Source organism: Pseudomonas sp. HLG18 (genome assembly GCF_051903985.1).
GTDB classification, from domain to species: domain Bacteria; phylum Pseudomonadota; class Gammaproteobacteria; order Pseudomonadales; family Pseudomonadaceae; genus Aquipseudomonas; species Aquipseudomonas fluorescens_BT.
Map to the genome: position 1 here is coordinate 5,576,530 of NZ_CP195831.1, position 22,744 is coordinate 5,599,273.

Annotated in this window: 22 protein-coding genes and 1 pseudogene; 8 read left to right on the forward strand and 15 right to left on the reverse strand. The window is 61.4% G+C overall.

Annotated elements, in window-relative coordinates; translation table 11 throughout:
• Nucleotides 1-9: 9 nt before the first annotated feature.
• From ACSPX5_RS25665 to ACSPX5_RS25685, 5 genes are all read left to right on the forward strand, one after another.
• Nucleotides 10-1,824 (forward strand): glucan biosynthesis protein G, encoded by a 1,815-nt coding sequence (locus ACSPX5_RS25665; RefSeq protein ID WP_439820501.1) that lies wholly within the window; start codon nucleotides 10-12, stop codon nucleotides 1,822-1,824.
• Nucleotides 1,817-4,387 carry a glucans biosynthesis glucosyltransferase MdoH gene (gene mdoH / locus ACSPX5_RS25670; RefSeq protein WP_439820502.1) on the forward strand — a complete coding sequence of 857 codons (2,571 nt, stop codon included), beginning with the start codon at nucleotides 1,817-1,819 and terminating at the stop codon, nucleotides 4,385-4,387. The genes ACSPX5_RS25665 and mdoH overlap by 8 nt, the downstream gene beginning before the upstream one ends.
• A gap of 208 nt (nucleotides 4,388-4,595) precedes the next feature.
• Nucleotides 4,596-5,393 (forward strand): transporter substrate-binding domain-containing protein, encoded by a 798-nt coding sequence (locus tag ACSPX5_RS25675; protein WP_169428486.1) that lies wholly within the window; start codon nucleotides 4,596-4,598, stop codon nucleotides 5,391-5,393.
• A 148-nt stretch (nucleotides 5,394-5,541) separates the two neighbouring features.
• Nucleotides 5,542-6,501, forward strand: a complete 960-nt coding sequence (locus ACSPX5_RS25680) for an amino acid ABC transporter permease (RefSeq protein WP_169428487.1) — start codon at nucleotides 5,542-5,544, stop codon at nucleotides 6,499-6,501.
• The gene (locus ACSPX5_RS25685) at nucleotides 6,494-7,228 is read left to right on the forward strand and encodes an amino acid ABC transporter ATP-binding protein (protein ID WP_439820503.1); all 735 of its coding nucleotides are present in this window, start codon (nucleotides 6,494-6,496) and stop codon (nucleotides 7,226-7,228) included. Before ACSPX5_RS25680 ends, ACSPX5_RS25685 begins: the two co-directional genes overlap by 8 nt.
• 54 nt (nucleotides 7,229-7,282) lie before the next feature.
• Here the strand turns inward: ACSPX5_RS25685 and ACSPX5_RS25690 are convergent, their stop codons facing one another.
• The 11 genes and pseudogenes from ACSPX5_RS25690 to ubiE form a co-directional block, all read right to left on the reverse strand.
• Nucleotides 7,283-8,155, reverse strand: coding sequence for a methyl-accepting chemotaxis protein (locus ACSPX5_RS25690; RefSeq protein ID WP_423815191.1), 873 nt, complete (start codon nucleotides 8,153-8,155; stop codon nucleotides 7,283-7,285).
• A pseudogene (locus tag ACSPX5_RS25695) lies at nucleotides 8,138-9,199 on the reverse strand (methyl-accepting chemotaxis protein); the annotation flags it as partial. The gene ACSPX5_RS25690 and the pseudogene ACSPX5_RS25695, both read right to left, overlap by 18 nt.
• A gap of 105 nt (nucleotides 9,200-9,304) precedes the next feature.
• Nucleotides 9,305-10,012, reverse strand: a complete 708-nt coding sequence (locus ACSPX5_RS25700) for a 16S rRNA (uracil(1498)-N(3))-methyltransferase (protein WP_439820504.1) — start codon at nucleotides 10,010-10,012, stop codon at nucleotides 9,305-9,307.
• Nucleotides 10,009-10,797, reverse strand: coding sequence for a twin-arginine translocase subunit TatC (tatC, locus tag ACSPX5_RS25705; protein ID WP_065261773.1), 789 nt, complete (start codon nucleotides 10,795-10,797; stop codon nucleotides 10,009-10,011). Before tatC ends, ACSPX5_RS25700 begins: the two co-directional genes overlap by 4 nt.
• Nucleotides 10,794-11,258 (reverse strand): Sec-independent protein translocase protein TatB, encoded by a 465-nt coding sequence (tatB, locus tag ACSPX5_RS25710; protein ID WP_207867217.1) that lies wholly within the window; start codon nucleotides 11,256-11,258, stop codon nucleotides 10,794-10,796. Before tatB ends, tatC begins: the two co-directional genes overlap by 4 nt.
• 10 nt (nucleotides 11,259-11,268) lie before the next feature.
• A complete protein-coding gene (locus tag ACSPX5_RS25715) occupies nucleotides 11,269-11,547 on the reverse strand; it encodes a twin-arginine translocase TatA/TatE family subunit (RefSeq protein WP_007952423.1) in 279 nt (92 codons plus the stop codon).
• A gap of 25 nt (nucleotides 11,548-11,572) precedes the next feature.
• Nucleotides 11,573-11,905: a phosphoribosyl-ATP diphosphatase gene (locus ACSPX5_RS25720; protein ID WP_003220849.1), complete on the reverse strand. Its 333-nt coding sequence runs from the start codon at nucleotides 11,903-11,905 to the stop codon at nucleotides 11,573-11,575.
• Entirely contained in the window at nucleotides 11,898-12,299 is a 402-nt protein-coding gene (gene hisI / locus ACSPX5_RS25725) for a phosphoribosyl-AMP cyclohydrolase (RefSeq protein WP_007909357.1), read from the reverse strand. The genes ACSPX5_RS25720 and hisI overlap by 8 nt, the downstream gene beginning before the upstream one ends.
• An 80-nt stretch (nucleotides 12,300-12,379) precedes the next feature.
• Entirely contained in the window at nucleotides 12,380-13,984 is a 1,605-nt protein-coding gene (gene ubiB / locus ACSPX5_RS25730; protein ID WP_169428492.1) for a ubiquinone biosynthesis regulatory protein kinase UbiB, read from the reverse strand.
• Nucleotides 13,981-14,604 (reverse strand): ubiquinone biosynthesis accessory factor UbiJ, encoded by a 624-nt coding sequence (locus ACSPX5_RS25735; protein WP_207867220.1) that lies wholly within the window; start codon nucleotides 14,602-14,604, stop codon nucleotides 13,981-13,983. Before ACSPX5_RS25735 ends, ubiB begins: the two co-directional genes overlap by 4 nt.
• On the reverse strand, nucleotides 14,604-15,374 hold the full coding sequence (ubiE, locus tag ACSPX5_RS25740) for a bifunctional demethylmenaquinone methyltransferase/2-methoxy-6-polyprenyl-1,4-benzoquinol methylase UbiE (RefSeq protein ID WP_007952418.1): 771 nt from the start codon (nucleotides 15,372-15,374) through the stop codon (nucleotides 14,604-14,606). Before ubiE ends, ACSPX5_RS25735 begins: the two co-directional genes overlap by 1 nt.
• A 165-nt stretch (nucleotides 15,375-15,539) precedes the next feature.
• On the opposite strand from ubiE, the gene ACSPX5_RS25745 reads away from it, so the two are divergent.
• From ACSPX5_RS25745 to ACSPX5_RS25755, 3 genes are all read left to right on the forward strand, one after another.
• A complete protein-coding gene (locus ACSPX5_RS25745) occupies nucleotides 15,540-15,815 on the forward strand; it encodes a polyhydroxyalkanoic acid system family protein (RefSeq protein WP_323161102.1) in 276 nt (91 codons plus the stop codon).
• 179 nt (nucleotides 15,816-15,994) lie between these two features.
• Nucleotides 15,995-16,417, forward strand: coding sequence for a phasin family protein (locus tag ACSPX5_RS25750; protein WP_039772451.1), 423 nt, complete (start codon nucleotides 15,995-15,997; stop codon nucleotides 16,415-16,417).
• 10 nt (nucleotides 16,418-16,427) lie between these two features.
• Nucleotides 16,428-17,294, forward strand: a complete 867-nt coding sequence (locus ACSPX5_RS25755; protein WP_207867221.1) for a phasin family protein — start codon at nucleotides 16,428-16,430, stop codon at nucleotides 17,292-17,294.
• A 70-nt stretch (nucleotides 17,295-17,364) separates the two neighbouring features.
• Here the strand turns inward: ACSPX5_RS25755 and ACSPX5_RS25760 are convergent, their stop codons facing one another.
• The 4 genes from ACSPX5_RS25760 to phaC (ACSPX5_RS25775) form a co-directional block, all read right to left on the reverse strand.
• Entirely contained in the window at nucleotides 17,365-17,985 is a 621-nt protein-coding gene (locus ACSPX5_RS25760) for a TetR/AcrR family transcriptional regulator (protein WP_207867222.1), read from the reverse strand.
• Nucleotides 17,986-18,013: 28 nt separating this feature from the next.
• Complete coding sequence (phaC, locus tag ACSPX5_RS25765; protein WP_169428495.1) at nucleotides 18,014-19,696, reverse strand: class II poly(R)-hydroxyalkanoic acid synthase; 1,683 nt, start codon at nucleotides 19,694-19,696, stop codon at nucleotides 18,014-18,016.
• A 150-nt stretch (nucleotides 19,697-19,846) separates the two neighbouring features.
• Nucleotides 19,847-20,701: a poly(3-hydroxyalkanoate) depolymerase gene (phaZ, locus tag ACSPX5_RS25770; protein WP_169428496.1), complete on the reverse strand. Its 855-nt coding sequence runs from the start codon at nucleotides 20,699-20,701 to the stop codon at nucleotides 19,847-19,849.
• Nucleotides 20,702-20,855: 154 nt separating this feature from the next.
• The gene (phaC, locus tag ACSPX5_RS25775; RefSeq protein WP_439820505.1) at nucleotides 20,856-22,535 is read right to left on the reverse strand and encodes a class II poly(R)-hydroxyalkanoic acid synthase; all 1,680 of its coding nucleotides are present in this window, start codon (nucleotides 22,533-22,535) and stop codon (nucleotides 20,856-20,858) included.
• Nucleotides 22,536-22,744: the final 209 nt, after the last annotated feature.

Consider the following 22,744-nt stretch of genomic DNA (forward strand, 5'->3'; position numbering starts at 1 on the left):
GGGTTGCTCGTGATTGTTAGTCCCTGTAATGCAGCAAAATTGTCTGCCAAACGCTTGCGCAGCGCTCTGGTAGCGGGCTCGGCAGTTCTCTGCCTGCTCAGCGCCGGCCAGCTTTGGGCATTCAATCTTGACGATGTGTCGGCCAAGGCCAAAGAGCTGGCCGGGCAGAAGTTCGAAGCCCCGCGCAGCAACCTGCCGAACGAATTCCGTGAGATGAAGTTCGCGGACTATCAGAAGATTCGTTTCCGCACCGAAAAAGCCGAATGGGCCGACCAGAAGACCCCGTTCAAGCTGTCCTTCTACCATCAGGGCATGCACTTCGATACGCCGGTGAAAATCAACGAAATCACCGCGAACACCGTCGAAGAGATCAAATACGATCCGAGCCGTTTCGATTTCGGCGATCTGCAGTTCGATCCCAAGGCCACCGAACAGCTGGGCTACGCCGGTTTCCGTGTGCTGTACCCGATCAACAAGGCTGACAAGCAAGACGAAATCATGACCATGCTGGGCGCGAGCTACTTCCGCGTTGTCGGCAAGGGTCACACCTACGGTCTGTCGGCCCGTGGCCTGGCGATCGATACCGCTTTGCCGTCCGGCGAAGAATTCCCGCGTTTTCGCGAGTTCTGGATTCAACAGCCGAAGCCGGGTGACAAGCATCTGGTGATCTTCGCCCTGCTGGATTCGCCACGTGCGACCGGCGCCTACCGCCTGATCCTGCGTCCGGGCAGCGACACCATCGTTGACGTCAAGGGCCAGATGTACCTGCGTGACAAGGTCGGCAAGCTCGGCATCGCGCCGCTGACCAGCATGTTCCTGTTCGGCGCCAACCAGCCGTCGAAAGTGCTCAACTACCGTCGTGAACTGCACGACTCCAGCGGTCTGTCGATCCATGCCGGCAACGGCGAATGGATCTGGCGCCCTCTGAACAACCCTAAACATCTGGCCGTGAGCCAGTTCAGCGTCGAAAACCCGCGTGGTTTCGGTCTGCTGCAACGTGGCCGTGACTTCAGCCACTACGAAGATCTCGATGACCGCTACGACAAGCGTCCAAGCGCCTGGATCGAGCCGAAGGGTGACTGGGGCAAAGGTACCGTCGATCTGGTCGAGATCCCGACCGCCGACGAAACCAACGACAACATCGTTGCGTTCTGGAACCCGGAAAAACTGCCGGAGCCAGGCAAGCCGCTGGACTTCGCCTATCGCATGCACTGGACCATGGACGAAGCGGCGATTCACGCGCCGGACAGCGCCTGGGTCAAGCAGACCCTGCGTTCGACCGGTGACGTCAAGCAATCGAACCTGATCCGTCAGCCGGATGGCAGCGTTGCCTATCTGGTCGACTTCGAAGGCCCGTCTCTGGCGGCCCTGGCCTCGGATGCGGACGTTCGCAGCCAGGTCAGCGTCGGCGACAACGCCGAACTGGTCGAAAACAGCGTGCGCTACAACCCTGAAACCAAGGGCTGGCGCCTGACCCTGCGGATGAAGATCAAGGACGCGAGCAAGTCGACCGAGATGCGCGCCGCACTGGTGCAGAACATCGTCCCGGCCGATCTGGCCAAGACCTCGCTGCCGGCTTCCAATTCCTCGGTTGCGAAGGCCGACAAGATCGCCGCCAAGCAGCAAGAGAAAGCCGACAAGGAAGCCAAGGCCGCCGAAGCCAAACAGGCCGACGCCAAGCCAGCGACAGACGCCAAGGACAAGGCCAACAAAGACGCCAAGCAGCCAGCGGCTGCGGACGCGGCCCCAGCCACACCGGAACCGGCCTCGACTGAAGAAGTCCTGACCGAGACCTGGAGCTATCAGTTGCCTGCCGATGAGTAATTCTCAAGTACAGCCAGAGACTCTGTCCGAGTATCTGGCGCATCTGCCGATGACCGACGAACAGCGCGCGGAACTCGCGGGCTGCCAGTCCTTCAGCGAATTGCATCAACGCCTGTCGTCCTCGACGTTCGACGCGCCGACCGAAGCCGCCCAGGCTTCGGTCGGCAAGCGCCTGACCCTGAGCACCGCCGAAGAGCTGGAAGACGCGGAAATGCTGGTGCTCGATGCCAGTGGCCGGGTCAGCCTCAAGGCTACGCCGCCGATCCGTCGGACCAAGGTCGTGCCGGAGCCGTGGCGCACCAATATCCTGGTGCGTGGCTGGCGTCGTATGACCGGCCGGACCAACCCGCCGCAGCCGCCGAAGGACCAGAACGTGCTGCCGGCCGCACGCTGGCGCACCGTCGGTTCGATCCGTCGCTACATCCTGCTGATCCTGATGCTCGGCCAGACCATCGTCGCCGGCTGGTACATGAAAGGCATCATGCCGTACCAGGGCTGGTCGTTCGTCGATCTGGAAGAAGTCCTGCATCAACCGCTGCTGCAGACCGCCACGCAAGTGCTGCCGTATGCGCTGCAGACCAGCATCCTGATCATGTTCGGGATTCTGTTCTGCTGGGTGTCGGCCGGTTTCTGGACCGCGCTGATGGGCTTCCTCGAATTGCTCACCGGTCACGATAAATACCGGATCTCCGGTAAAAGCGCTGGCAACGAACCGATTCCGAAAGATGCGCGCACCGCACTGGTGATGCCGATCTGCAACGAAGACGTGCCGCGAGTGTTCGCCGGTCTGCGTGCGACCTTCGAGTCGGTGGCGGCCACGGGTGACCTGGATCGTTTCGACTTCTTCGTCCTCAGCGACAGTAACGACACCGACATCTGTGTTGCTGAGCAGCAGGCCTGGCTGGACGTCTGCCGTGAAGCCAAGGGCTTCGGCAAGATCTTCTATCGCCGCCGCCGTCGCCGCGTCAAACGCAAGAGCGGCAACCTCGACGACTTCTGCCGTCGCTGGGGCGGTGATTACAAGTACATGGTCGTGCTCGACGCCGACTCGGTGATGAGCGGCGAGTGCCTGACCAGTCTGGTGCGCCTGATGGAGGCCACTCCGGACGCCGGCATTATTCAGACCGCGCCGCGTGCTTCGGGCATGGACACGCTGTATGCACGCATGCAGCAGTTCGCCACTCGCGTTTACGGTCCGCTGTTCACCGCCGGCCTGCACTTCTGGCAGCTGGGTGAATCCCACTACTGGGGTCACAACGCGATCATCCGCATGAAGCCGTTCATCGACCACTGCGCCCTGGCGCCGTTGCCGGGCAAGGGGGCGTTCTCCGGTGCGATCCTCTCTCACGACTTCGTTGAAGCCGCGCTGATGCGCCGTGCCGGCTGGGGCGTGTGGATTGCCTACGATCTGCCGGGCAGCTACGAAGAACTGCCACCGAACCTGCTCGACGAACTCAAGCGTGACCGTCGCTGGTGCCACGGCAACCTGATGAACTTCCGTCTGTTCCTGGTCAAAGGCATGCACCCGGTGCACCGCGCGGTGTTCCTGACCGGCGTGATGTCTTACCTGTCGGCGCCGCTGTGGTTCTTCTTCCTCGTGCTGTCCACCGCGCTGCTGGCGGTGAACACGCTGATGGAGCCGCAGTACTTCCTCGAACCGCGTCAGCTCTATCCGCTGTGGCCGCAATGGCACCCGGACAAGGCCATCGCGCTGTTCTCGACGACCATCGTGCTGCTGTTCCTGCCGAAGCTGTTGAGCATCATCCTGATCTGGGCCAAGGGTGCGAAAGAGTTCGGCGGCAAGTTCAAGGTGACCCTGTCGATGCTGCTGGAGATGCTGTTCTCCATGCTGCTGGCGCCGGTGCGGATGATTTTCCACACCCGTTTTGTCCTGGCCGCGTTCCTCGGCTGGGCTGCGACCTGGAACTCGCCGCAGCGTGACGACGACTCCACGCCATGGAGCGAGGCGGTCAAGCGCCACGGTCCGCAGACGCTATTGGGCTTCTTCTGGGCGCTGCTGGTGATCTGGCTGAACCCGAGCTTCCTGTGGTGGCTGGTGCCGATCGTCGGTTCGCTGATGCTGTCGATTCCGGTGTCGGTGATTTCCAGCCGTGTGGGGCTGGGCCTCAAATCCCGTGACGAGAGCCTGTTCCTCATCCCCGAGGAATACAATCCGCCACAGGCGCTGCTGGCCACTGATCAGTACACCCACGAAAACCGCTGGCACGCGCTGAACGACGGCTTCGTCCGTGCCGTGGTCGATCCGCAGCAGAACGCCCTGGCGTGCTCGCTGGCGACTTCGCGTCACGGTGAGGCCGAGCCGATCGAATGGCTGCGTCAGGAGCGTGTGCGTCACGCGATCAAGGTTGGCCCGGCCGGGCTGAACAACCATGATCGCCTGCAACTGCTGAGCGATCCGGTCGCCCTGGCCCGTTTGCACGAGCAGGTGTGGGCCGAAGGTCACAACGAGTGGCTGGACGCCTGGCGGGCTTCGGTGAAAGCCGACCCCCATGCGCCGCTGCTGCCGCTCAAGCCTGTGAGCTTGCAGGCGCAACCGGCCTGATGAAGAAACCCCGCGAAAGCGGGGTTTTTTTTGATCTCGATAAAGGAGCCCCTCGGCCCGGCCCTTGATTGTTAAACAAATCGCCCATTAAACCTTGTGCAAAAAATCGAGTGCGTTAGCATCCGTCCCCGAATTGGCGCACCCGGACAATTTTGTCCATCTCTGTCGGTTTTCGCGCCGCAAACGCAATGGTTTTGGGGACTTGAAGATGAAGAAGTATCTGTCGATGCTGCTGGTCGGCGTCACGGCACTGGTTGCAGTCAATGCGGCGCAGGCCGGCGCAATCGATGACGCGGTCAAGCGCGGCACCTTGAAAGTCGGCATGGACCCGACCTACATGCCGTTCGAGATGACCAACAAGCGCGGCGAAATCATCGGCTTCGAAGTCGACATCCTCAAAGCCATGACCAAGGCCATGGGCGTCAAGCTGGAGCTGGTTTCGACCGGTTACGACGGCATTATCCCGGCGCTGATGACCGACAAGTTCGACATGATCGGCAGCGGCATGACCCTGACCCAGGAACGCAACCTGCGCCTGAACTTCAGCGAACCGTTCATCGTGGTCGGCCAGACCCTGCTGATCCGCAAGGAGCTGGAAGGCACCATCAAGTCCTATAAAGACCTGAACACCGCCGACTACCGCATCACCTCCAAGCTCGGCACCACCGGCGAGATGGTCGCCAAGAAGTTGATCGCCAAGGCCAAGTACCACGGCTACGACAACGAGCAGGAAGCCGTGCTCGACGTGGTGAACGGCAAGGCTGACGCCTTCATCTACGACGCCCCGTACAACGTCGTTGCAGTGAACAAGGTCGGCGCCGGCAAACTGGTGTTCCTCGACAAGCCGTTCACCTACGAGCCACTGGCCTTCGGCCTGAAGAAGGGTGACTACGACAGCCTCAACTTCATCAACAACTTCCTGCACCAGATCCACGAAGACGGCACCTACGATCGCATCCATGACAAGTGGTTCAAGAGCACCGAGTGGCTCAAGGACATGGAATAACTCGGTCATATAGACCGAGTCGCCCCATTCGCGAGCAAGCCCGCTCCCACATTGGAATGCGTTCCCTGTGGGAGCGGCGGTGCGACGATTCGACTTGCCCGCGAAGGCGACCTCCCCGGCGACACAACTTTCGGATTTCGCTAAACCCATGAAACAGAAAAAAGCCCAATGGCCCTGGCACGTGCTGACTGTGCTGGTGCTGGTCGGCCTGGCTGGCGCGCTGTATTACGCCACGTCGCTGATGTCCTACGAATGGCGCTGGAACCGCGTGCCGCAGTACTTCGCCTACCAGGCCGAGGAAACCCAGCGCGCGACCGACATTTCCACCGTCAGCGAACTGGTGCGCAAGGGCGGCAGCGCGCAGGTCACCCTGCGCAACGATGCCGGTGACGAGCAGCATCTGACCGTCGACGAAAACAGCCTGCAATTCGCTCAGGGCGACGATGTGGCCGAAGGCGACGTCGTGGGCGTGACCCGGCATTGGGCGGCGGGTCCGCTGCTGTGGGGGCTGTGGACGACGCTTTGGCTGTCGGCGGTGTCCGGCGTGCTGGGACTGCTGATCGGTCTGGCGACCGGATTGTGCCGGTTGTCGAGCAACCCGACCCTGCGCGACCTGTCGACGATCTATGTCGAGCTGGTGCGCGGCACGCCGCTGCTGGTGCAGATCTTCATTTTCTATTTCTTCATCGGCACGGTGATGAACCTGTCCCGGGAGTTCGCCGGGATCGCCGCGCTGTCGCTGTTCACCGGCGCCTACGTGGCAGAAATCATCCGTTCCGGCGTGCAGTCGATTGCCCGTGGGCAGAACGAAGCGGCGCGTTCGCTGGGGCTGAGCGCTGGCCAGTCGATGCGCCACGTGGTGCTGCCGCAAGCGTTCAAGCGCGTGCTGCCGCCGCTGGCCGGGCAGTTCATCAGCCTGGTGAAGGACACCTCGCTGGTGTCGGTGATCGCCATCACTGAGCTGCTGAAAAGCGGCCGTGAAGTCATCACCACGTCGTTTTCGCCATTCGAAATCCTGTTCTGCGTTGCCGGCCTGTACCTGTTGATCAACCTGCCGCTGTCGAAAATCGCCAGCCGGCTCGAGCGGAGGCTCGCGCAAAGTGATTGAAGTCCGCGATCTGGTAAAAGTCTTCGACACCCGCGGCCAGGTAGTGCGCGCGGTGGATCACGTCAGTACGAACGTGGCCAAGGGCGAAGTGCTGGTGGTGCTCGGCCCGTCCGGTTCCGGCAAGTCGACCTTCCTGCGTTGTCTCAATGGTCTGGAAGAATTCGATTCCGGTTCGGTGAGCATCGACGGCCTGCAGCTGGCCGACCCGAAAACCGACGTCAACGCCTACCGCCGCGAAGTCGGCATGGTGTTCCAGCACTTCAACCTGTTCCCGCACATGACCGTGCTGGAAAATCTCTGCCTGGCGCAGAAAGTCGTGCGCAAGCGCGGCCAGAAAGAAAGCGAAGCCAAGGCCCTGGCGCTGCTGGAGAAAGTCGGTATTGCGCAGAAGGCCCGCGAGTACCCTTCGCGTCTGTCCGGCGGGCAGCAGCAGCGCGTGGCGATCGCCCGGGCGCTGGCGATGGATCCGAAGGTCATGCTGTTCGATGAACCGACCTCGGCCCTCGATCCGGAAATGGTCGGTGAAGTGCTGGACGTGATGAAGAACCTGGCTGTGGAAGGCATGACCATGGTCTGCGTGACCCACGAAATGGGCTTTGCCCGGGAAGTGGCGGATCGGGTGCTGTTCTTCGATCACGGCAAACTGCTGGAAGATGCCTCACCGGCCGAATTCTTCGATGCGCCGAAGGATCCGCGAGCCCAGACGTTCCTGCGCCAAGTCCTCTAAACGCAGGACAAAAAAAATCGCAGCCAATGGCTGCGATTTTTTTGTTTGCGCGGTTTAAACCTTGAACCGGCCCACCAGCGTTTGCAGGTGAGTGCCCAGGCGCGCCAGCTCGACGCTGGAGGCCGCCGTCTCTTCACTCGCTGCCGACGTCTGGTCCGACACATCCCGCACGTTCAGCACGCTGCGATTGATCTCTTCGGCCACGGCGCTCTGCTGCTCGGCCGCTGCGGCGATCTGCTGGTTCATGGCCTGAATCGCCGAAACGGTGCGGGTGATGCTTTCCAGCGAGCCACCGGCGCGACGGGTCAGCTCGACGCTGCTGTCGGTCAGGGTGCGGCTGTTGTCCATGATCGTCGACACTTGCTGGGTGCCGTTCTGCAGGCCGACGATCAGCTCTTCGATCTCTTCGGTGGACTTCTGGGTGCGCTGGGCAAGGCTGCGTACTTCATCGGCGACCACCGCAAAACCACGGCCGGCTTCACCGGCACGGGCCGCTTCGATGGCGGCGTTGAGGGCCAGCAGGTTGGTTTGCTGGGCCACGGACTTGATCACGTCGAGCACGCTGCCGATCTTGTCGCTTTCGCGCTTGAGCTCGCCCATGGCCTCAGTGGAATGGCCGACTTCAGCGGCCAGACGTTCAATCTGGGCGATGGCCTCGCCAACCACCTTGTCGCCTTCACGGGCTTGCTGGTCAGCCGCGACGGCCGCTTCCGAAGCTTCCTCGGCGTTGCGCGCGACTTCCTGCACGGTGGCGGCCATTTCGTTCATGGCGGTCGCGACCTGGTCGGTCTCGATTTTCTGATTGTTCACACCGGCGCTGGTTTGTTCGGTCACGGCTGACAGTTCTTCGGCGGCGCTGGCGATCTGGGTGACGCCGTCGCTGATGCCGACGATCAGTTCGCGCAGCCCCTGGGTCATGCTCTGCATCGACCGCTGCAACTGGCCGAGTTCGTCGCGACGCAGCGATACCAGGTTGTGAGTCAGGTCGCCGGCAGCCACGCGCTCGGCGACTTTCAGGGTCTGCTCCAGCGGGATGATGATCTGTCGGGTGATTGCCCAGGCGGCGAGCAGGCCGAACGCCACGGCCAGCAGGGTGGCGATCAGCAACAGGTTCTTGGCGCTGGCGGCATCGGTATCGCGGACGATGGTCTGGGACTCGGTGAGCTGGCGGCTGACGTCGAACAGAATGTCACCCTGAGCCGCCATGCGGGCCAGGGCCTTGGCGCTGGCAACTTGCGAGTCGCGGAACTGGCTGACGGCGGCCCGATAGGCTTTCAGCGAATCGGTGGCCTGTTGCAGGTTGGCGATGTGTTGCTCAGGCAGTTTGGCCGGCAGGGTCTCGAGGTTTTTCAGGGCGTTGTCGATGGCGTCGAGGGCCGGTTGCTCGGCTTCGGTCTTGCCGCTGTAGGTATAGCCGCGCACCTGGAAGCGGGCCTGCTGGATCAACTTGCTCAGATCGATCACCGCGTTGAACTGGGCAACGCTGTCACCCTGCAGCATGGATTTCTCGACTTCGGCAACCTTGGCCGCGGCGTTGTCGGCAGTGGCGCCGAGTTTGCTGCGGGCATCTTCGCGGTTGGCGCCGGCCTGCACCATGTCGGCGAAGGCGCGCTTGTACTCGGCGATGGCCGCCAGTTGTTGGTCGACTTTCGCCGCGTCGGCGGGTTGTTCGATCAGGTTGCGAGCGGTCTGCAGGCCGCTGTCGAGCTTGCCGAGCAGGTCATTGACCGCGCCCGGGCCTTGTTCGCCACGACGCATTTCGTAGTCCAGGCGCGCCAGACGCAGGTCCTTGGTCAGCTCGTTGAGGCTGGAGATGAAGCCGAGTTTGTCACCGCGGCTGATGATGCCGCTCATGCCGGTCCAGCCGGTAAAGGTGATCAACAGCGTCAGTAGCAGCACCAGGCCGAAACCGATGCCCAGCTTGCGTTTGACACTGACATTTCCAAGACTCTCGGCTAACCAACGGTACATGCGACGACTCCCCTCGGACCACTAATTGGACTTATGGAGACTGTATCGGCTGGATGATCGCAATCTGTAACGCGATTTGTCCGGCGCTCAATGGCGCCGGCAGGTTCAAAACAGGCGGGCAAGCAGGGCGGTGACGGCGGTTTCGACCCGAAGGATGCGATCGCCCAGTTGCACCGGTTGCAGGCCGGATTTGGCCAGCAGATCGATTTCGTAGGGAATCCAGCCACCTTCCGGGCCGATGGCCAGGGTCACCGGTTCGCTCAGGGCGCGAGGGCAGGGCGGGAAATTGCCGGGATGACCGACCAGACCGAGAGTGCCGTCGGTGATGGCCGGCAGCCGATCTTCGACGAACGGCTTGAAGCGCTTCTCGATGATGATTTCCGGCAGCACGGTATCGCGGGCCTGTTCGAGGCCGAGGATCAAATTCTCGCGGATCGCTTCCGGCTCGAGAAAGGGTGTCTGCCAGAAGCTCTTCTCGACGCGATAGCTGTTGACCAGAATCACCTTCGACACACCCATGGTCGCTACGGTCTGGAACACCCGGCGCAGCATCTTCGGGCGGGGCAGGGCGAGCACCAGGGTCAGCGGCAGTTTGGCCGGCGGCGGTTGATCGAGGGTGACTCGCAGCTCGGCTTCGCCCGCGTCCAGACGCAGCAGCTCGGCCGAGCCCATCATGCCGTTGATGCGCCCGACCCGCAGGCTGTCGCCGACTTCCGAGCGGTGGACTTCCTGCATGTGGGTCAGGCGCCGGTCGCGCAGCACGACGCGGTCGGCCGCAATGAAATCGGCTTCTTCGAGCAGCAGCAGGTTCATGGCTGGGTCGCTGGCGGCTGGTCGTTGTGGTCGTCGACGGTTTCGTCCGGGCGCTCGCGCTTGCTGACCAGGCTGCCGAACAGGATGCCGACTTCAAACAGCATCCACATCGGCACGGCCAGCAGGGTCTGGGAGAAGATGTCCGGCGGGGTCAGGATCATGCCGACCACGAAGCAACCGATGATCACGTATGGCCGGATCTTCTTCAGGTATTTGACGTCGACCACGCCGATCCACACCAGCAGCACCACGGCTACCGGGATTTCGAACGCCACGCCGAAGGCGAAGAACAGCGTCATCACGAAATCGAGGTAACTGGTAATGTCGGTCATCATTTCCACGCCGGCCGGGGTGGCGGAGGCGAAGAATTTGAAGATCAGCGGGAACACGAAGAAGTAGGCGAACGCCATGCCGGTGTAGAACAGCAGGATGCTGGAGATCAGCAACGGTACTGCAACGCGCTTTTCATGCTTGTACAGGCCTGGCGCGATGAAGCCCCAGATCTGGTGCAGGATCACCGGGATCGCGAGGAACAGCGACACCATCATCGTCAGCTTCAGCGGCGTCAGGAACGGCGACGACACGTCGGTGGCAATCATCGTCGCGCCGGCCGGCAGGTACTGACGCAGCGGTGTCGAGACGAAGGTGTAGATCTGCTGGGTGAAGGCAAACAGCCCGGCGAAGATGATGAAGATCGCCGCCACGCAACGCAGCAGGCGGGTGCGCAACTCGGTGAGGTGCGAAACCAGCGGCATGTGCTGGTCGTTTTCGGGGAGATCGCTCATGGGGCTCGCGGCGGCAGAGTGGTGTCGTGAGGGGCCGGCGTGGTTGGCGCGGCGGCTGGAGCAACGGGTTCGATCGGTTTCATGACCGGAGCAGCTTCAGCGCTTGCGGCAGAGACGTGTTCGACGCTCGCCGGTGCGTGAATCGTTTGTTCGGCGACAGGCGGTGTTGGCGTCTGGTCTGCCGCCGGCTGCACGGGCGTCGGCTCCTGCTGAACCGGTGGCGTGAAAATCTTCCGCGCCTCCTGTTCCAGCGACAGGATGTGCTCGTTGTGCAGTTGCCGACGGATTTCGTCGGCACCGATTTCACGTTCAACTTCCTGTTTGATCGCGTTGAAGCTGCGCTTCAGCCGTCCGACCCACAGGCCGGCCGTGCGTGCAGCGCCCGGCAGACGCTCGGGGCCCAGCACCAGCAGGGCAACGAGGCCGACGAGCAGCAGTTCAGAGAAGCTGATACCAAACATTAGTCAGTACTCACACGTCTTTGCGGATCGGCTCTTCGACTTTCTGCGCCTGCACGTCGATGGTGTGCGGCGGGTTGGCCTGAGCGGTGGCTTGCGGCTGAACCGGTGGTACCGGCTGCGCAGGCGTGACGGTCGGATCGGCCGGTTTCTCGTCGTCGTTCATGGCCTTGCGAAAGCCCTTGATCGACTCGCCGACGTCGGTGCCGAGGTTTTTCAGTTTCTTGGTGCCGAACACCAGCACCACGACAACCAGAATGACGATCCAGTGTTTCCAGTCAAAAATGCCCATGTTGCTGTTCCTCTCTTGAAGTTGTTCAGGCGGACGGGCGCGAGGCTTTCTCGACGTGTCCGGACAGGCCGAAGCGACGATCCAGCTCGTCGAGTACAGCCTGCGGATGCTGCCCCAGCTGGGCGAGCATGACCATGCTGTGGAACCACAAGTCGGCGGTCTCGTAGATCACGTCGCTGCAGTCACCGCTGATGGCGGCGTCCTTGGCGGCAATGATCGTTTCGACCGACTCTTCGCCGACCTTTTCCAGAATCTTGTTCAGGCCCTTGTGATACAGACTGGCTACATATGAGCTGTCGGCTGCTGCGCCTTTGCGCTCTTCGAGCACCTGGGCCAGACGAGTCAGGGTGTCACTCATGTTTGTGTCCTGCGGAATAAATAGCGTGCGGGTCTTTCAGGACCGGGTCGACCGTTTTCCAGTCGCCGTTTTCGAAGACGCGGTAGAAGCAACTTTGACGGCCGGTATGGCAAGCGATGTCGCCGATCTGTTCGACCATCAGGATGATGACGTCGGCGTCGCAGTCCAGACGCATTTCATGCAGCGTCTGTACGTGGCCGGACTCTTCGCCCTTGCGCCACAGCTTGCCACGGGAACGTGACCAATAGATGGCACGGTTTTCCGCCGCGGTCAGCTCCAGGGCTTCGCGGTTCATCCAGGCCATCATCAGCACGCGTCCGGTCTTGTGATCCTGGGCAATCGCCGGCACCAGGCCATCGGCGTCCCACTTGATCTCGTCCAGCCAGTTTTTCATCTTCGACTCCGACAGCGAACCCACACTTCAATAGTCGGGTTCAGGCGTTGAAACAGTGTGCCAGTCGATCACGCAACTGGCTATCGGCGAACGACCAGATACAAGCCGACTGCTACCATGATCCCGGCGGGCCAATGCCCCAGCTCATGCAGCGGGCCACCGGCGGCGAGGATCGTGCCGCCTGCCAGATGCGCGCTGCCAAGCAGGCGCAGGAACCAGTCGTCCTTGCGTTTCTGCCACGGGGGCGGCGGGTCGTTGGCGTGCGGTTGGGACATGCGTTCGAGCAAATCGCGGGCCATGTTGGCCAGGTGCGGCAGTTGTTCGAACTGGCTCTGGACGTTGCCGATCAAGGCTTTCGGGCTGACGCGTTCGCGCATCCAGCGCTCGAGGAACGGCTGCGCGGTGTTCCACAGATCCAGGTCCGGGTACAGCTGACGGCCCAGGCCTTCGATGTTCAGCAGGGTCTTTTGCAGCAGGACGAGTTGCGGCTGCACTTCCATGTTGAAGCGACGCGCAGTCTGGAACAGGCGCATCAGCACCTGGCCAAATGAAATATCTTTTAACGGTTTTTCGAAGATCGGTTCGCACACGGTACGGATCGCCGCTTCGAATTCGTTGAGCTTGGTTTCCGCCGGCACCCAGCCCGAGTCGATGTGCAATTGCGCCACGCGGCGGTAGTCGCGCTTGAAGAAAGCGAACAGGTTGCGCGCCAGATAGTCCTGGTCTTCCGGGGTCAGGCTGCCGACGATGCCGCAGTCGATCGCGATGTACTGAGGGCTCCACGGATTGACGGTGCTGACGAAGATGTTGCCCGGGTGCATGTCGGCGTGAAAGAAACTGTCGCGGAACACCTGGGTGAAGAAGATCTCCACGCCGCGTTCGGCGAGCATCTTCATGTCGGTGCGCTGGTCGGCGAGGGTCGCCAGATCCGTCACCTGAATCCCGTAGATGCGCTCCATCACCAGCACTTTCGGCCGGCACCAGTCCCAATAGACTTGCGGTACGTAGAGCAGTGGCGAGCCTTCGAAGTTGCGCTTCAACTGGCTGGCGTTGGCCGCTTCGCGCAACAGGTCGAGTTCGTCGTAGATGGTCTTTTCGTAGTCGCTTACCACGTCCACCGGGTGCAGCAGTCGGGCGTCGGCGGAGACCTTTTCGGCAGCGCGGGCGAGAATGAACAGCCACGCCAGATCCTGCGCGATGATCGGTTTCAGGCCCGGGCGGATCACCTTGACCACCACTTCTTCGCCGGTCTTCAGTTGCGCGGCATGCACTTGCGCCACCGAGGCCGAGGCCAGCGGTTCGACGTCGAAGCGGCTGAACACTTCGCTGATCTTCTTGCCCAGCTGTTCTTCGATCAATTTGACCGACAGCTGCGAATCGAACGGCGGCACGCGGTCCTGCAACAGCATCAGCTCATCGGCGATGTCTTCCGGCAGCAAGTCGCGGCGGGTCGAGAGGATCTGCCCGAACTTGATGAAGATCGGCCCCAGGTCCTGCAAGGCCAGGCGCAGGCGTGCGCCACGGCTCAGGTCCAGCGGCTTGCGCGGGAACCAGCGCCACGGCAGGACGTAGCGCAGCGCCAGCAGGAACCACGGCAAAGGCAGATCGAACAGCAGGTCATCGAGGCGGTAGCGGATCACGACGCGCTGGATGCGCAACAGACGGCGGACGGCGAGCAGCTTCATGCGTTATCGCTTGGGTCGAGGGATCGGGAAAGGCGCTCGAAGCGCGCCTCGAGGCGTTCCAGATCGAGTTTGATCCGGTCCAGTTCGCTGAAACGGGCTTCGGCTTCGCGCTGCCCGACGAGGGTGCGCGATTCTTCGGCCAGGTATTCGGCGAGATTCTGGTTGAGGCTGGCAAATCCTTGTTGATACCAGCGGGCGCGGCTGCGCAGGTGACCGCCGACCAGTTGCGTGGCGACCGGGCCGATCCAGCGCGAGAGCTCGTACTCCCAGTCCAGCTCAAGATCCTGCAGCACACCCGCCAGTTCCAGCAGCACGCCGCTGTCACCGTCGAGTTCGACTTCCGGCGCGTGCAGCACCGCCGTCTTGTCCTTGCTCAAGGCCAGTTTCACCAGGCTCGAGGCCGGGGCGCGCAGGGTGCAGTCGACGCCGGTTTCCCAGTGGGACGCCAGCATCAGGCCTTCATCGCTCGGCAGGATGAACAGTTGCAGCGCCGGGCTGCGGCAGTCGACGGCAATCACTTTGCCGGTCAAATGCGCCAGTCGCGGCAGCGCCGTGCTGTCGAGACGCAGCACGCGGTTAAGGCCGAGTTCGACGCTGGCCAGCAGCCCGGTCAGCAGCATCAGGGCTTGATGCCGCGGTGCAGGGCAACGATGCCTGCGGTCATGTTGTGATAGGTCACGCGATCGAAACCGGCGTCGACCATCATCGACTTCAGGGTTTCCTGATTCGGGTGCATGCGGATCGATTCGGCCAGGTAGCGATAGCTTTCCGAGTCATTGGTGATCAGCTTGCCCATCAGCGGCATGAAGGCGAACGAGTAGGCGTCGTAGGCCTTGGACATCAGGGCGTTGGTCGGCTTGGAGAATTCCAGCACCAGCAGACGGCCGCCCGGCTTGAGTACGCGCAGCATCGAGCGCAGGGCGTCTTCCTTGTGCGTCACGTTGCGCAGGCCGAAGGCGATGGTCACGCAGTCGAAGTGATTGTCCGGGAACGGCAGCTTTTCGGCGTCCGCCTGAACGAACTCGACGTTGCCCGAAACACCGACATCCAGCAGGCGGTCACGACCGACCTTGAGCATGGATTCGTTGATGTCCGCCAGCACCACCTGACCGGTCGGGCCGACCAGGTGCGAGAATTTCTTGGTCAGGTCACCCGTACCGCCGGCGATGTCCAGCACGCGGTTGCCGGCGCGCACGCCCGACAGTTCGATCGCGAAACGCTTCCACAGACGGTGCATGCCGCCCGACAGAAGGTCGTTCATCAGGTCATACTTGGCGGCCACGGAGTGGAACACCTCAGCGACTTTTTCCGCTTTCTGGCTTTCCGGAACGTTTTTGAAGCCGAAGTGAGTGGTGGGTTCGGCATCGCTGCCTTTGCGCTGATCAGTCATATCGCTGTCACCAAAAGAGAATGCGCGACATTCTAATCCCCAAGCCATGCTTTGTCTTGGAATGGCTAAAGGTAAGATGGGCAACCTTCGGGACGATTTGCCGCAGTGGCGGTCAAGATTCGTTGCAGGCATTCATAGCCCCATTCAAAAAGCAGGAGTCATTCAATGGCCCATATCAGTGTTGAGCGTGCCCACAGCCTGGGCAAGGAAGTGGCCCGTGAGAAAGCCGACAAACTGGCGCAGAAACTCTCCGATCAATATGGCCTGGAGCCGCAGTGGTCGGGCGATGTCCTGAACCTCAAGCGTTCGGGTGTGAAGGGCGCAGTACATGTGGCCGAGGATTCGATCCGGGTCGACGTGGAACTGGGCCTGATGATGTCGGCCATGAGCGGCATGATCAAAGCCGAGATCGAAAAGGCGCTGGATAAAGCGCTGGTCTGATTTCTGCCTGAAATGAAATCCCCCTGTGGGAGCAAGCCCGCTCCCACATTTGTTTTGTGGTGTGCCCAGCTGTTTATGTCAGTTGTTAGGGTGCCGTTTCTAATTTTTCTCCCTACTTTGTGCCTGAGCCCGACACTCGTCAGGGCAGTTCCTCAAACCTTCTGCGCGTGAGGTGCACCATGGCCAAAGTCATTTTGAAGAAAAAAATCGACGCTTCGACTTCCGCTCTGAGCGACGTCAAATCCTATGCCCGCAAGATCTGGCTGGCAGGCCTGGGTGCCTACACCAAGGTCGGTCAGGAGGGCAGCGAGTACTTTCAAGAGTTGATCAAGGCTGGTCAAACTGTTGAAAAGAAAGGCAAAAAAGCCGTCACCGAAAAACTCGAAGCGGCCAACGCCGAGATCGATGAAGCCAAGAGCGAAGTCAGCTCTTTCAAAGGCCGGGTCGAAGTTCAGCTCGACAAGGTCGAGAAGGCGTTCGACACGCGTGTCGCCAGTGCCTTGAATCGTATCGGCATTCCGTCTAAACATGACGTTGAGACACTCTCTGCTAAGCTCGATGAGCTGACGGCATTGCTCGAACGCGTCGCGCGTAAATCTTAAGGAGAACGGGATGGCTGGTAAAAAGAACACCGATAAAGAAGGCAGCTCGTGGATCGGAAAAGTCGAAGACTATTCCCGCAAGATCTGGCTGGCTGGTTTAGGCGTGTACTCGAAGATCGACACTGACGGCAGCAAGCTCTTCGATACATTGGTCAAAGACGGCGAGAAAGCCGAGAAGCTCACCAAGGCTGCAGTCGGCAAGAAAGTCGATGCTGCCAAGGATTCTGCAAGCTCGGCAAAATCGCGCATCAGCGGCGTGAAAGATCGCGCACTGGGCACCTGGGATCAGCTGGAAGGGGCTTTCGACAAGCGCCTGAACAGTGCGATTTCGCGCCTGGGCGTACCGAGCCGCAACGAGGTGAAGGATCTGCACAAGAAGGTCGATACCCTGACCAAGCAGATCGAAAAACTCACCGGCCTGAAAGCTCAGCCTGTCGCGGCGAAAACCGCAGCAGCCAAGCCTGCGGCCAAAACCGCTGCCAAGCCACTGGCTAAAGCCGCCGCCAAACCGGCAGCAAAACCAGCAGCCAAAACCGCAGCCGCCAAGCCTGCAGCGAAGGCCGCGGCCAAACCGGTTGCCGCCAAGGCCGCCGCCAAGCCGGCAACAAAATCAGCTGCCAAACCTGCGGCCAAGCCAGCAGCGAAAACCGCTGCCGCCAAGCCCGCTGCCAAGCCTGCCGCCAAACCGGCTGCGGCGAAAAAACCAGCAGTGAAAAAACCGGCCGCGCCGAAAGCCGCTGCGCCGAAAGCTGCTGCTCCAAAACCGGTGACCACACCGCAAGCACTGGCCAGCACGTCGAACTCCGCCTCGGCTCCAACCCCGGCGCCAGCTTCGACTGTTGCATCGACGCCGTCGACGCCGACCAGTCAGTCCTGATTTTTCAGGGCTCAAGAAAACGCCCGGCCTGTGAAGGTCGGGCGTTTTTGTTTGGGTAAAAGCCGTCGGGTTACTCGTGATCTTCGAGATACTGCAAAGCCATCCGCTCCGTCGCCACCTTCACCGGCGGCAACAGATGCGGCGCCACCAGCATCATGATCTGGTACACCACCAGCCGCACTTCCCCTTCGCGATCGAGAATCCGCTGATAGTCCAGCGAGAACAGCAAGGTCATGGTGATCTGTTCCACCAGTTGCCCCAGCGCCTGTGTATCGCTGACCAACTGCCCCGAGGCCTTCAACCGTGCCAGCAGTGACGCCAGCGTACGCTTGAGCACGTTGAGGAACTGGCGAATGCCCTTGGCCAGTTTCGGCAGGCGTCCGGCCAGGTTCGACAGGTCCTGGAACAGGAACCGGTACTGCGCCAGCCGCTCGACGATCAAATGCAGGAACAGCCAGTAATCCTCCGGTGCCAGTTCTACATCGGCGGGTGGGTCGAGCAGTGGCGCCAGTTCGTTCTGGAAGCGCTCGAACAGCCCGAGGATCAGCGGTTCCTTGCCGTGAAAGTGATAGTAGAGGTTGCCGGGGCTGATCCCCATTTCATTGGCAACCTCCATGGTGGAGACGTTCGGCTCGCCCTTTTCATTGAACAACTGCAGGGCACATTCGAGGATCCGGTCGCTTGTTTTCATCCAGTTTTCTTAAAGGGATTGAGGCCGGTCAGCGCACGCGCACGTAGGTGCCGGGTGCTGCCTCCATCGGTGGATAATTGGCGTTGCCCAGAGACATCTGGGTTTCGCGCAGGGTGCCGGAACGCTGCTGGACCCATTCCAGCCATTGCGGCCACCAACTGCCGTCGACCTTTTTCGCGTCGTAGTACCAGGCGCGCGGGTCGCTGCTCAGCTTGCCGTTCTCGACGTAAGTGGCTTTGGGGTTGCTCGGCGGGTTGAGAATGCTCTGTACGTGGCCGCTGTTGGACAGTACGAAGCGTCGCTCGCCGCCCAGCAGCAGGGTCGAGCGATACACCGCGTCCCATGGCGTGATGTGGTCGTTCATGCCGGCCACGCTGAAACTGTCGACCGTGACTTTCTGCAGGTCGATCGGTGTGCCGCAGACTTCCAGGCCTCCCGAATGAATCAGCGGGTTGTGCTTGAAGAAGTCCAGCAGGTCGCCATGAAACGCGGCTGGCAGGCGGGTGCTGTCGTTGTTCCAGTAGAGGATGTCGAACGCCGGCGGCTCCTTGCCCAGCAGGTAGTTGTTGACGAAGTAGCTCCAGATCAGATCGTTGGGCCGCATCCAGGCGAACACCCTGGCCATGTCGCGACCGTCCAGCACGCCTTTCTGATAGGAACGGCGCTTGGCCGCTTCGAGGGTCTGTTCGTCGGCGAACAGCGTCGCCGGGGAGTCGATCTGACTGTCGAGCAGGCTCACCAGATAGGTCGCGCTGGAGACCCGCCGCAACTGCCGCTTGGCCTGCAAGTGCCCCTGCAGTGCAGCGATGGTCAGCCCGCCGGCGCAGGCACCCATCAGGTTGACCTCCCGAGCGCCGGTAATCGCCCGGCAGACGTTCATCGCTTCCTCCACGGCCTCGACGTAGGTCGAAAGGCCCCATTCGCGATGGCGCACGTCCGGGTTGCGCCAACTGATCATGAAGGTCTGCAGGCTGTTCTTCAGGGCGTACTGGACGAAGCTGTTGTTCGGGCTCAGATCGAAAATGTAGTACTTGTTGATTTGCGGCGGCACCACCAGCAGCGGTTTCGAATACTGCTTTTCGCTCATTGGCTTGTACTGGATCAGCTCGAGCAGTTCGTTGCGAAACACCACCGAGCCGGTGGTGGTGGCAACGGTCTTGCCGATCTCGAAGGCCTGTTTGGTCACCTGGCGCGGCAGGCCGTCATTGTGCAGCAGGTCATCGAGCAGATGGCTCAGGCCGCGCACCAGGCTGTGGCCGCCGGAGTTGAACAGCTCCTTGATCGCCAGCGGATTGAGCAGCGTGTTGGAGGGCGCCACGGCGTCGTTGATCAGGGAAAAAGCGAAGTGCGCACGGGCGCGATCGTCGTCGCTCATGCTGCTTTCGTCGATCCAGCTCCTGACCTGTTTCTGCCAGCTCAGATAGGCCTGCAGGCCCCGGCGGTAGAACGGATTGAGGCTCCAGGCCGGGTCGGCGAAACGGCTGTCATTGGGGTTGGTCGGGTGCAGGGTTTCACCCAGCAGCACGCGTCCGAGCGCACCGCCGAGTTTCAATGCGTGTTTCGCACTGTGGATCGGGTTGCGCAGGCCATGGGCGGCGACGCTGCGCAACGTCGAAATCAGATCGCGGCCACGCAGGCCGGTCATTGCACTCTGTGCATTGATGAACACGGCAGGACTGGGCACTCCGCCCGTCGCTGGTTTGTCGCGCATGACTCAACACTCCTTCGTCTTCAGGTCAAAAACAAACACACCGAACCAGAACACCATAGACGCTGTTGTGGGTTGTTGCCTGCGCGGCGTCCTGCCACGCACTTGCAAAGCGCTCTGCAAGGAGCTGTCCAGAAAACCGGATCGGGCCGGTTATCCGCCCAGCGGTGTCGGGTGGGGGTGCATCACGGCACGAAGACGTTCCTCCTGCAGGAATTTCATGATGATCGGCGCCACGGCTTCGGCCCGGGTGATCAGGAACAGATGCCCGTCATCGATGATGTGCAATTGCGCGTTGGGAATTCGCCAGGCGAGCAGGCGCATGTTGATCAGCGGGATCAGCGGATCGTCATCACCGGCCAGCACCAGGGTCGGCTGATGGATCTTGTGCAGCCAGTGAATGCTGGTCCAGCCCAGGCCCGCGAACAGTTGCCAGTAGTATCCGAGCTTGCCCGCCGAACGCACCTTGGCCGCGTGACTGGCGGCGAGCGTCGGGTCGCGTCGGAACGAGCCACCGTAAATCATCGGGGCGATGCGGATCACATGGGACGGCTGGATGTAGCGGCGTGGGCTGGCCATCATCCATAGCACCTTAGGCTTGCCCGGCACCATCACCGCACCCGCCGCCGTGGCGGCCAGTACCAGCTTCTTGCAGCGCTCGGGATAGTCATGGGCGAACTGCTGCGCCAGCGCGCCACCCCAGGACACGCCGATCACATTGACCTGACCGTAGTCGAGGTAATCGAGCATCCGTGCCGTCAGCTTCGCCAGCCCCGGAAAGCGATACGGCCGGCTCGGCGTCGAAGAACCCCCGACACCGGGCACATCGAAGGCGATCACTTCCAGGTCCGGATCCAGCGCCGCGACAAAAGGAAACACCAGCTCCAGGTTGGCGCCGATGCCGTTGAAAATCAGCAAGGGCGTCAAGTGAGGCTTGCCGGGGCGGACCGCCGTGCGGATGGTCTGGCCATCCAGCTCGACAGTTCGAAAGATGAACGGGTGCGGCATGCTTCAAGGCCCTATGGGTCGATCTCAATATCACCTCTTACCCCTTGTGGGAGCGGGCTTGCTCGCGAAGGCGTCGTGTCAGTCGCCATTGATGTTGGCTGATCAACCGCTTTCGCGAGCAAGCCCGCTCCCACAGGGGAGTGAGGTGTGTCGGTTACCGCTCGTGTACGTAAGTGCCCGGCGAGGCTTCACCTGCCGGATACGCCTTGTTGCCCAGTTTGGTCGGCGCCTTTTTCAACTCGCCTGACCGCGCGGCCTGCCACGCCTGCCAGTACAGCCACCAGGAGTCGGCGTGCTTGGTCGAGTTTTCCTGCCAGTCATCGGCATTGGCGGTCATTTCATCGCTGGTCATGTAGCGTGATTTCGGGTTGCCCGGCGGGTTCAGGATGCTCTGGATATGCCCGCTGCTGGACAGCACGAATTCCACCTTGCCGCCAAACAGCTGCGCCGACTTGTAGCAGGACTTCCACGGGGTGATGTGGTCGTTGGTGCCGGCCAGCGAGAAGATGTCGGCGGTCACCTGCTTGAGGTCGATCGGCGTGCCGCACACTTCCAGTGCATTGGGGCGGATCAGTGGGTTGTTTTTGAACATCTCGATGAGGTCGCCGTGGAACGCGGCCGGCAGTCGAGTCGTATCGTTGTTCCAGAACAGGATGTCGAACACTGGCGGCTCGTTGCCGAGCAGGTAGTTGTTGACCCAGTAGTTCCAGATCAGGTCGTTGGGGCGCATCCAGGCGAAGACCTTGGCCATGTCTTTGCCTTCCAGCACGCCGGCCTGATACGAATGACGCTTGGCCATCTCCAGGGTCTGCTCGTCGACGAACAGCGCGACGTCGCTGTCCAGCGTTGTATCGAGCACGCTGACCAGCAGGGTCAGGGCATTGACCTTGTTTTCACCGGTGGCGGCGTAGTGGCCGAGCAGGGCGGTGCAGGTGATGCCGCCGGAGCAGGCGCCGAGCATGTTGACGTCCTTGCTGCCGGTGATCGCGGTGACCACGTCGACCGCTTCCTTCAGGGCTTCGATGTAGGTCGAGAGGCCCCACTCGCGCTGTTCCTTGGTCGGGTTGCGCCAGCTGACGATGAAGGTCTGCACATTGTTGCGCAGGCAGAAGCGCGCCAGGCTCTTGTCCGGGCTCAGGTCGAATACATAGAACTTGTTGATCTGCGGCGGCACCACCAGCAGCGGGCGCTCGTGCACTTGCTCGGTCATCGGCTTGTACTGGATCAGCTCCAGCACGTCGTTGCGAAACACCACCGCGCCTTCGGTCACGCCCAGGCTCTTGCCGACCTCGAACGCGCCCATGTTGACCTGGCTCGGCATGCCGCCGTTGTGCACCAGATCCTTGGCCAGATGCGAGAGGCCGTCGAGCAGGCTCTTGCCGCCGGTTTCGAAGAAGCGTTTGACCGCCGCGGGGTTGGCCGCCGTGTTGGTCGGCGCCATGGCTTCGGTCATCAGGTTGATCACGAAGTGGCCGCGCGCAATGTCCTTGGGCGAGAGGCTGCTGTCGTCGATCCAGGCATGGAGTTCCTTGCGCCATGCCAGGTAGGTTTGCAGGTAACGTTTGTACAGCGGGTTCTGACTCCACGCCGGATCGACGAAGCGACGGTCATCGCTGGCCGGTTGCAGTTCTGATTTGCCGAACAGCACGTTCTTCAATTCGAGACCGAAATGAGTGACGTGCTTGACGCTATGGATCGGTTGTTTGATGGCCTGGGTCAGCACCATTCGAGCAGAGGCCAGCAGATCCTTTCCGCGAAGCCCAACGACAGGATTCAGCCCCAGGGTGTTTTCCGAGGCCTGGTACTTCAAATCATCGTTATTCTTGTTACTCATCTACGACGCTCCATTGTCCTGAGACGAGTACCCGGTTTCTGCTGTGCAGTTCCACAGCCAATGCCAGGTACTACTGCTCGGGTGACCGTTGATTCTGCATAGCTGCTTTACAGTCGTAGAGCACTGCAGGGAACTTGCCAGTTCCATTGGTTACCCGAGATTGATTTTTTTCGCAAGCAGCCGATCCCGGGCCGCTTTAGCGGAGCATT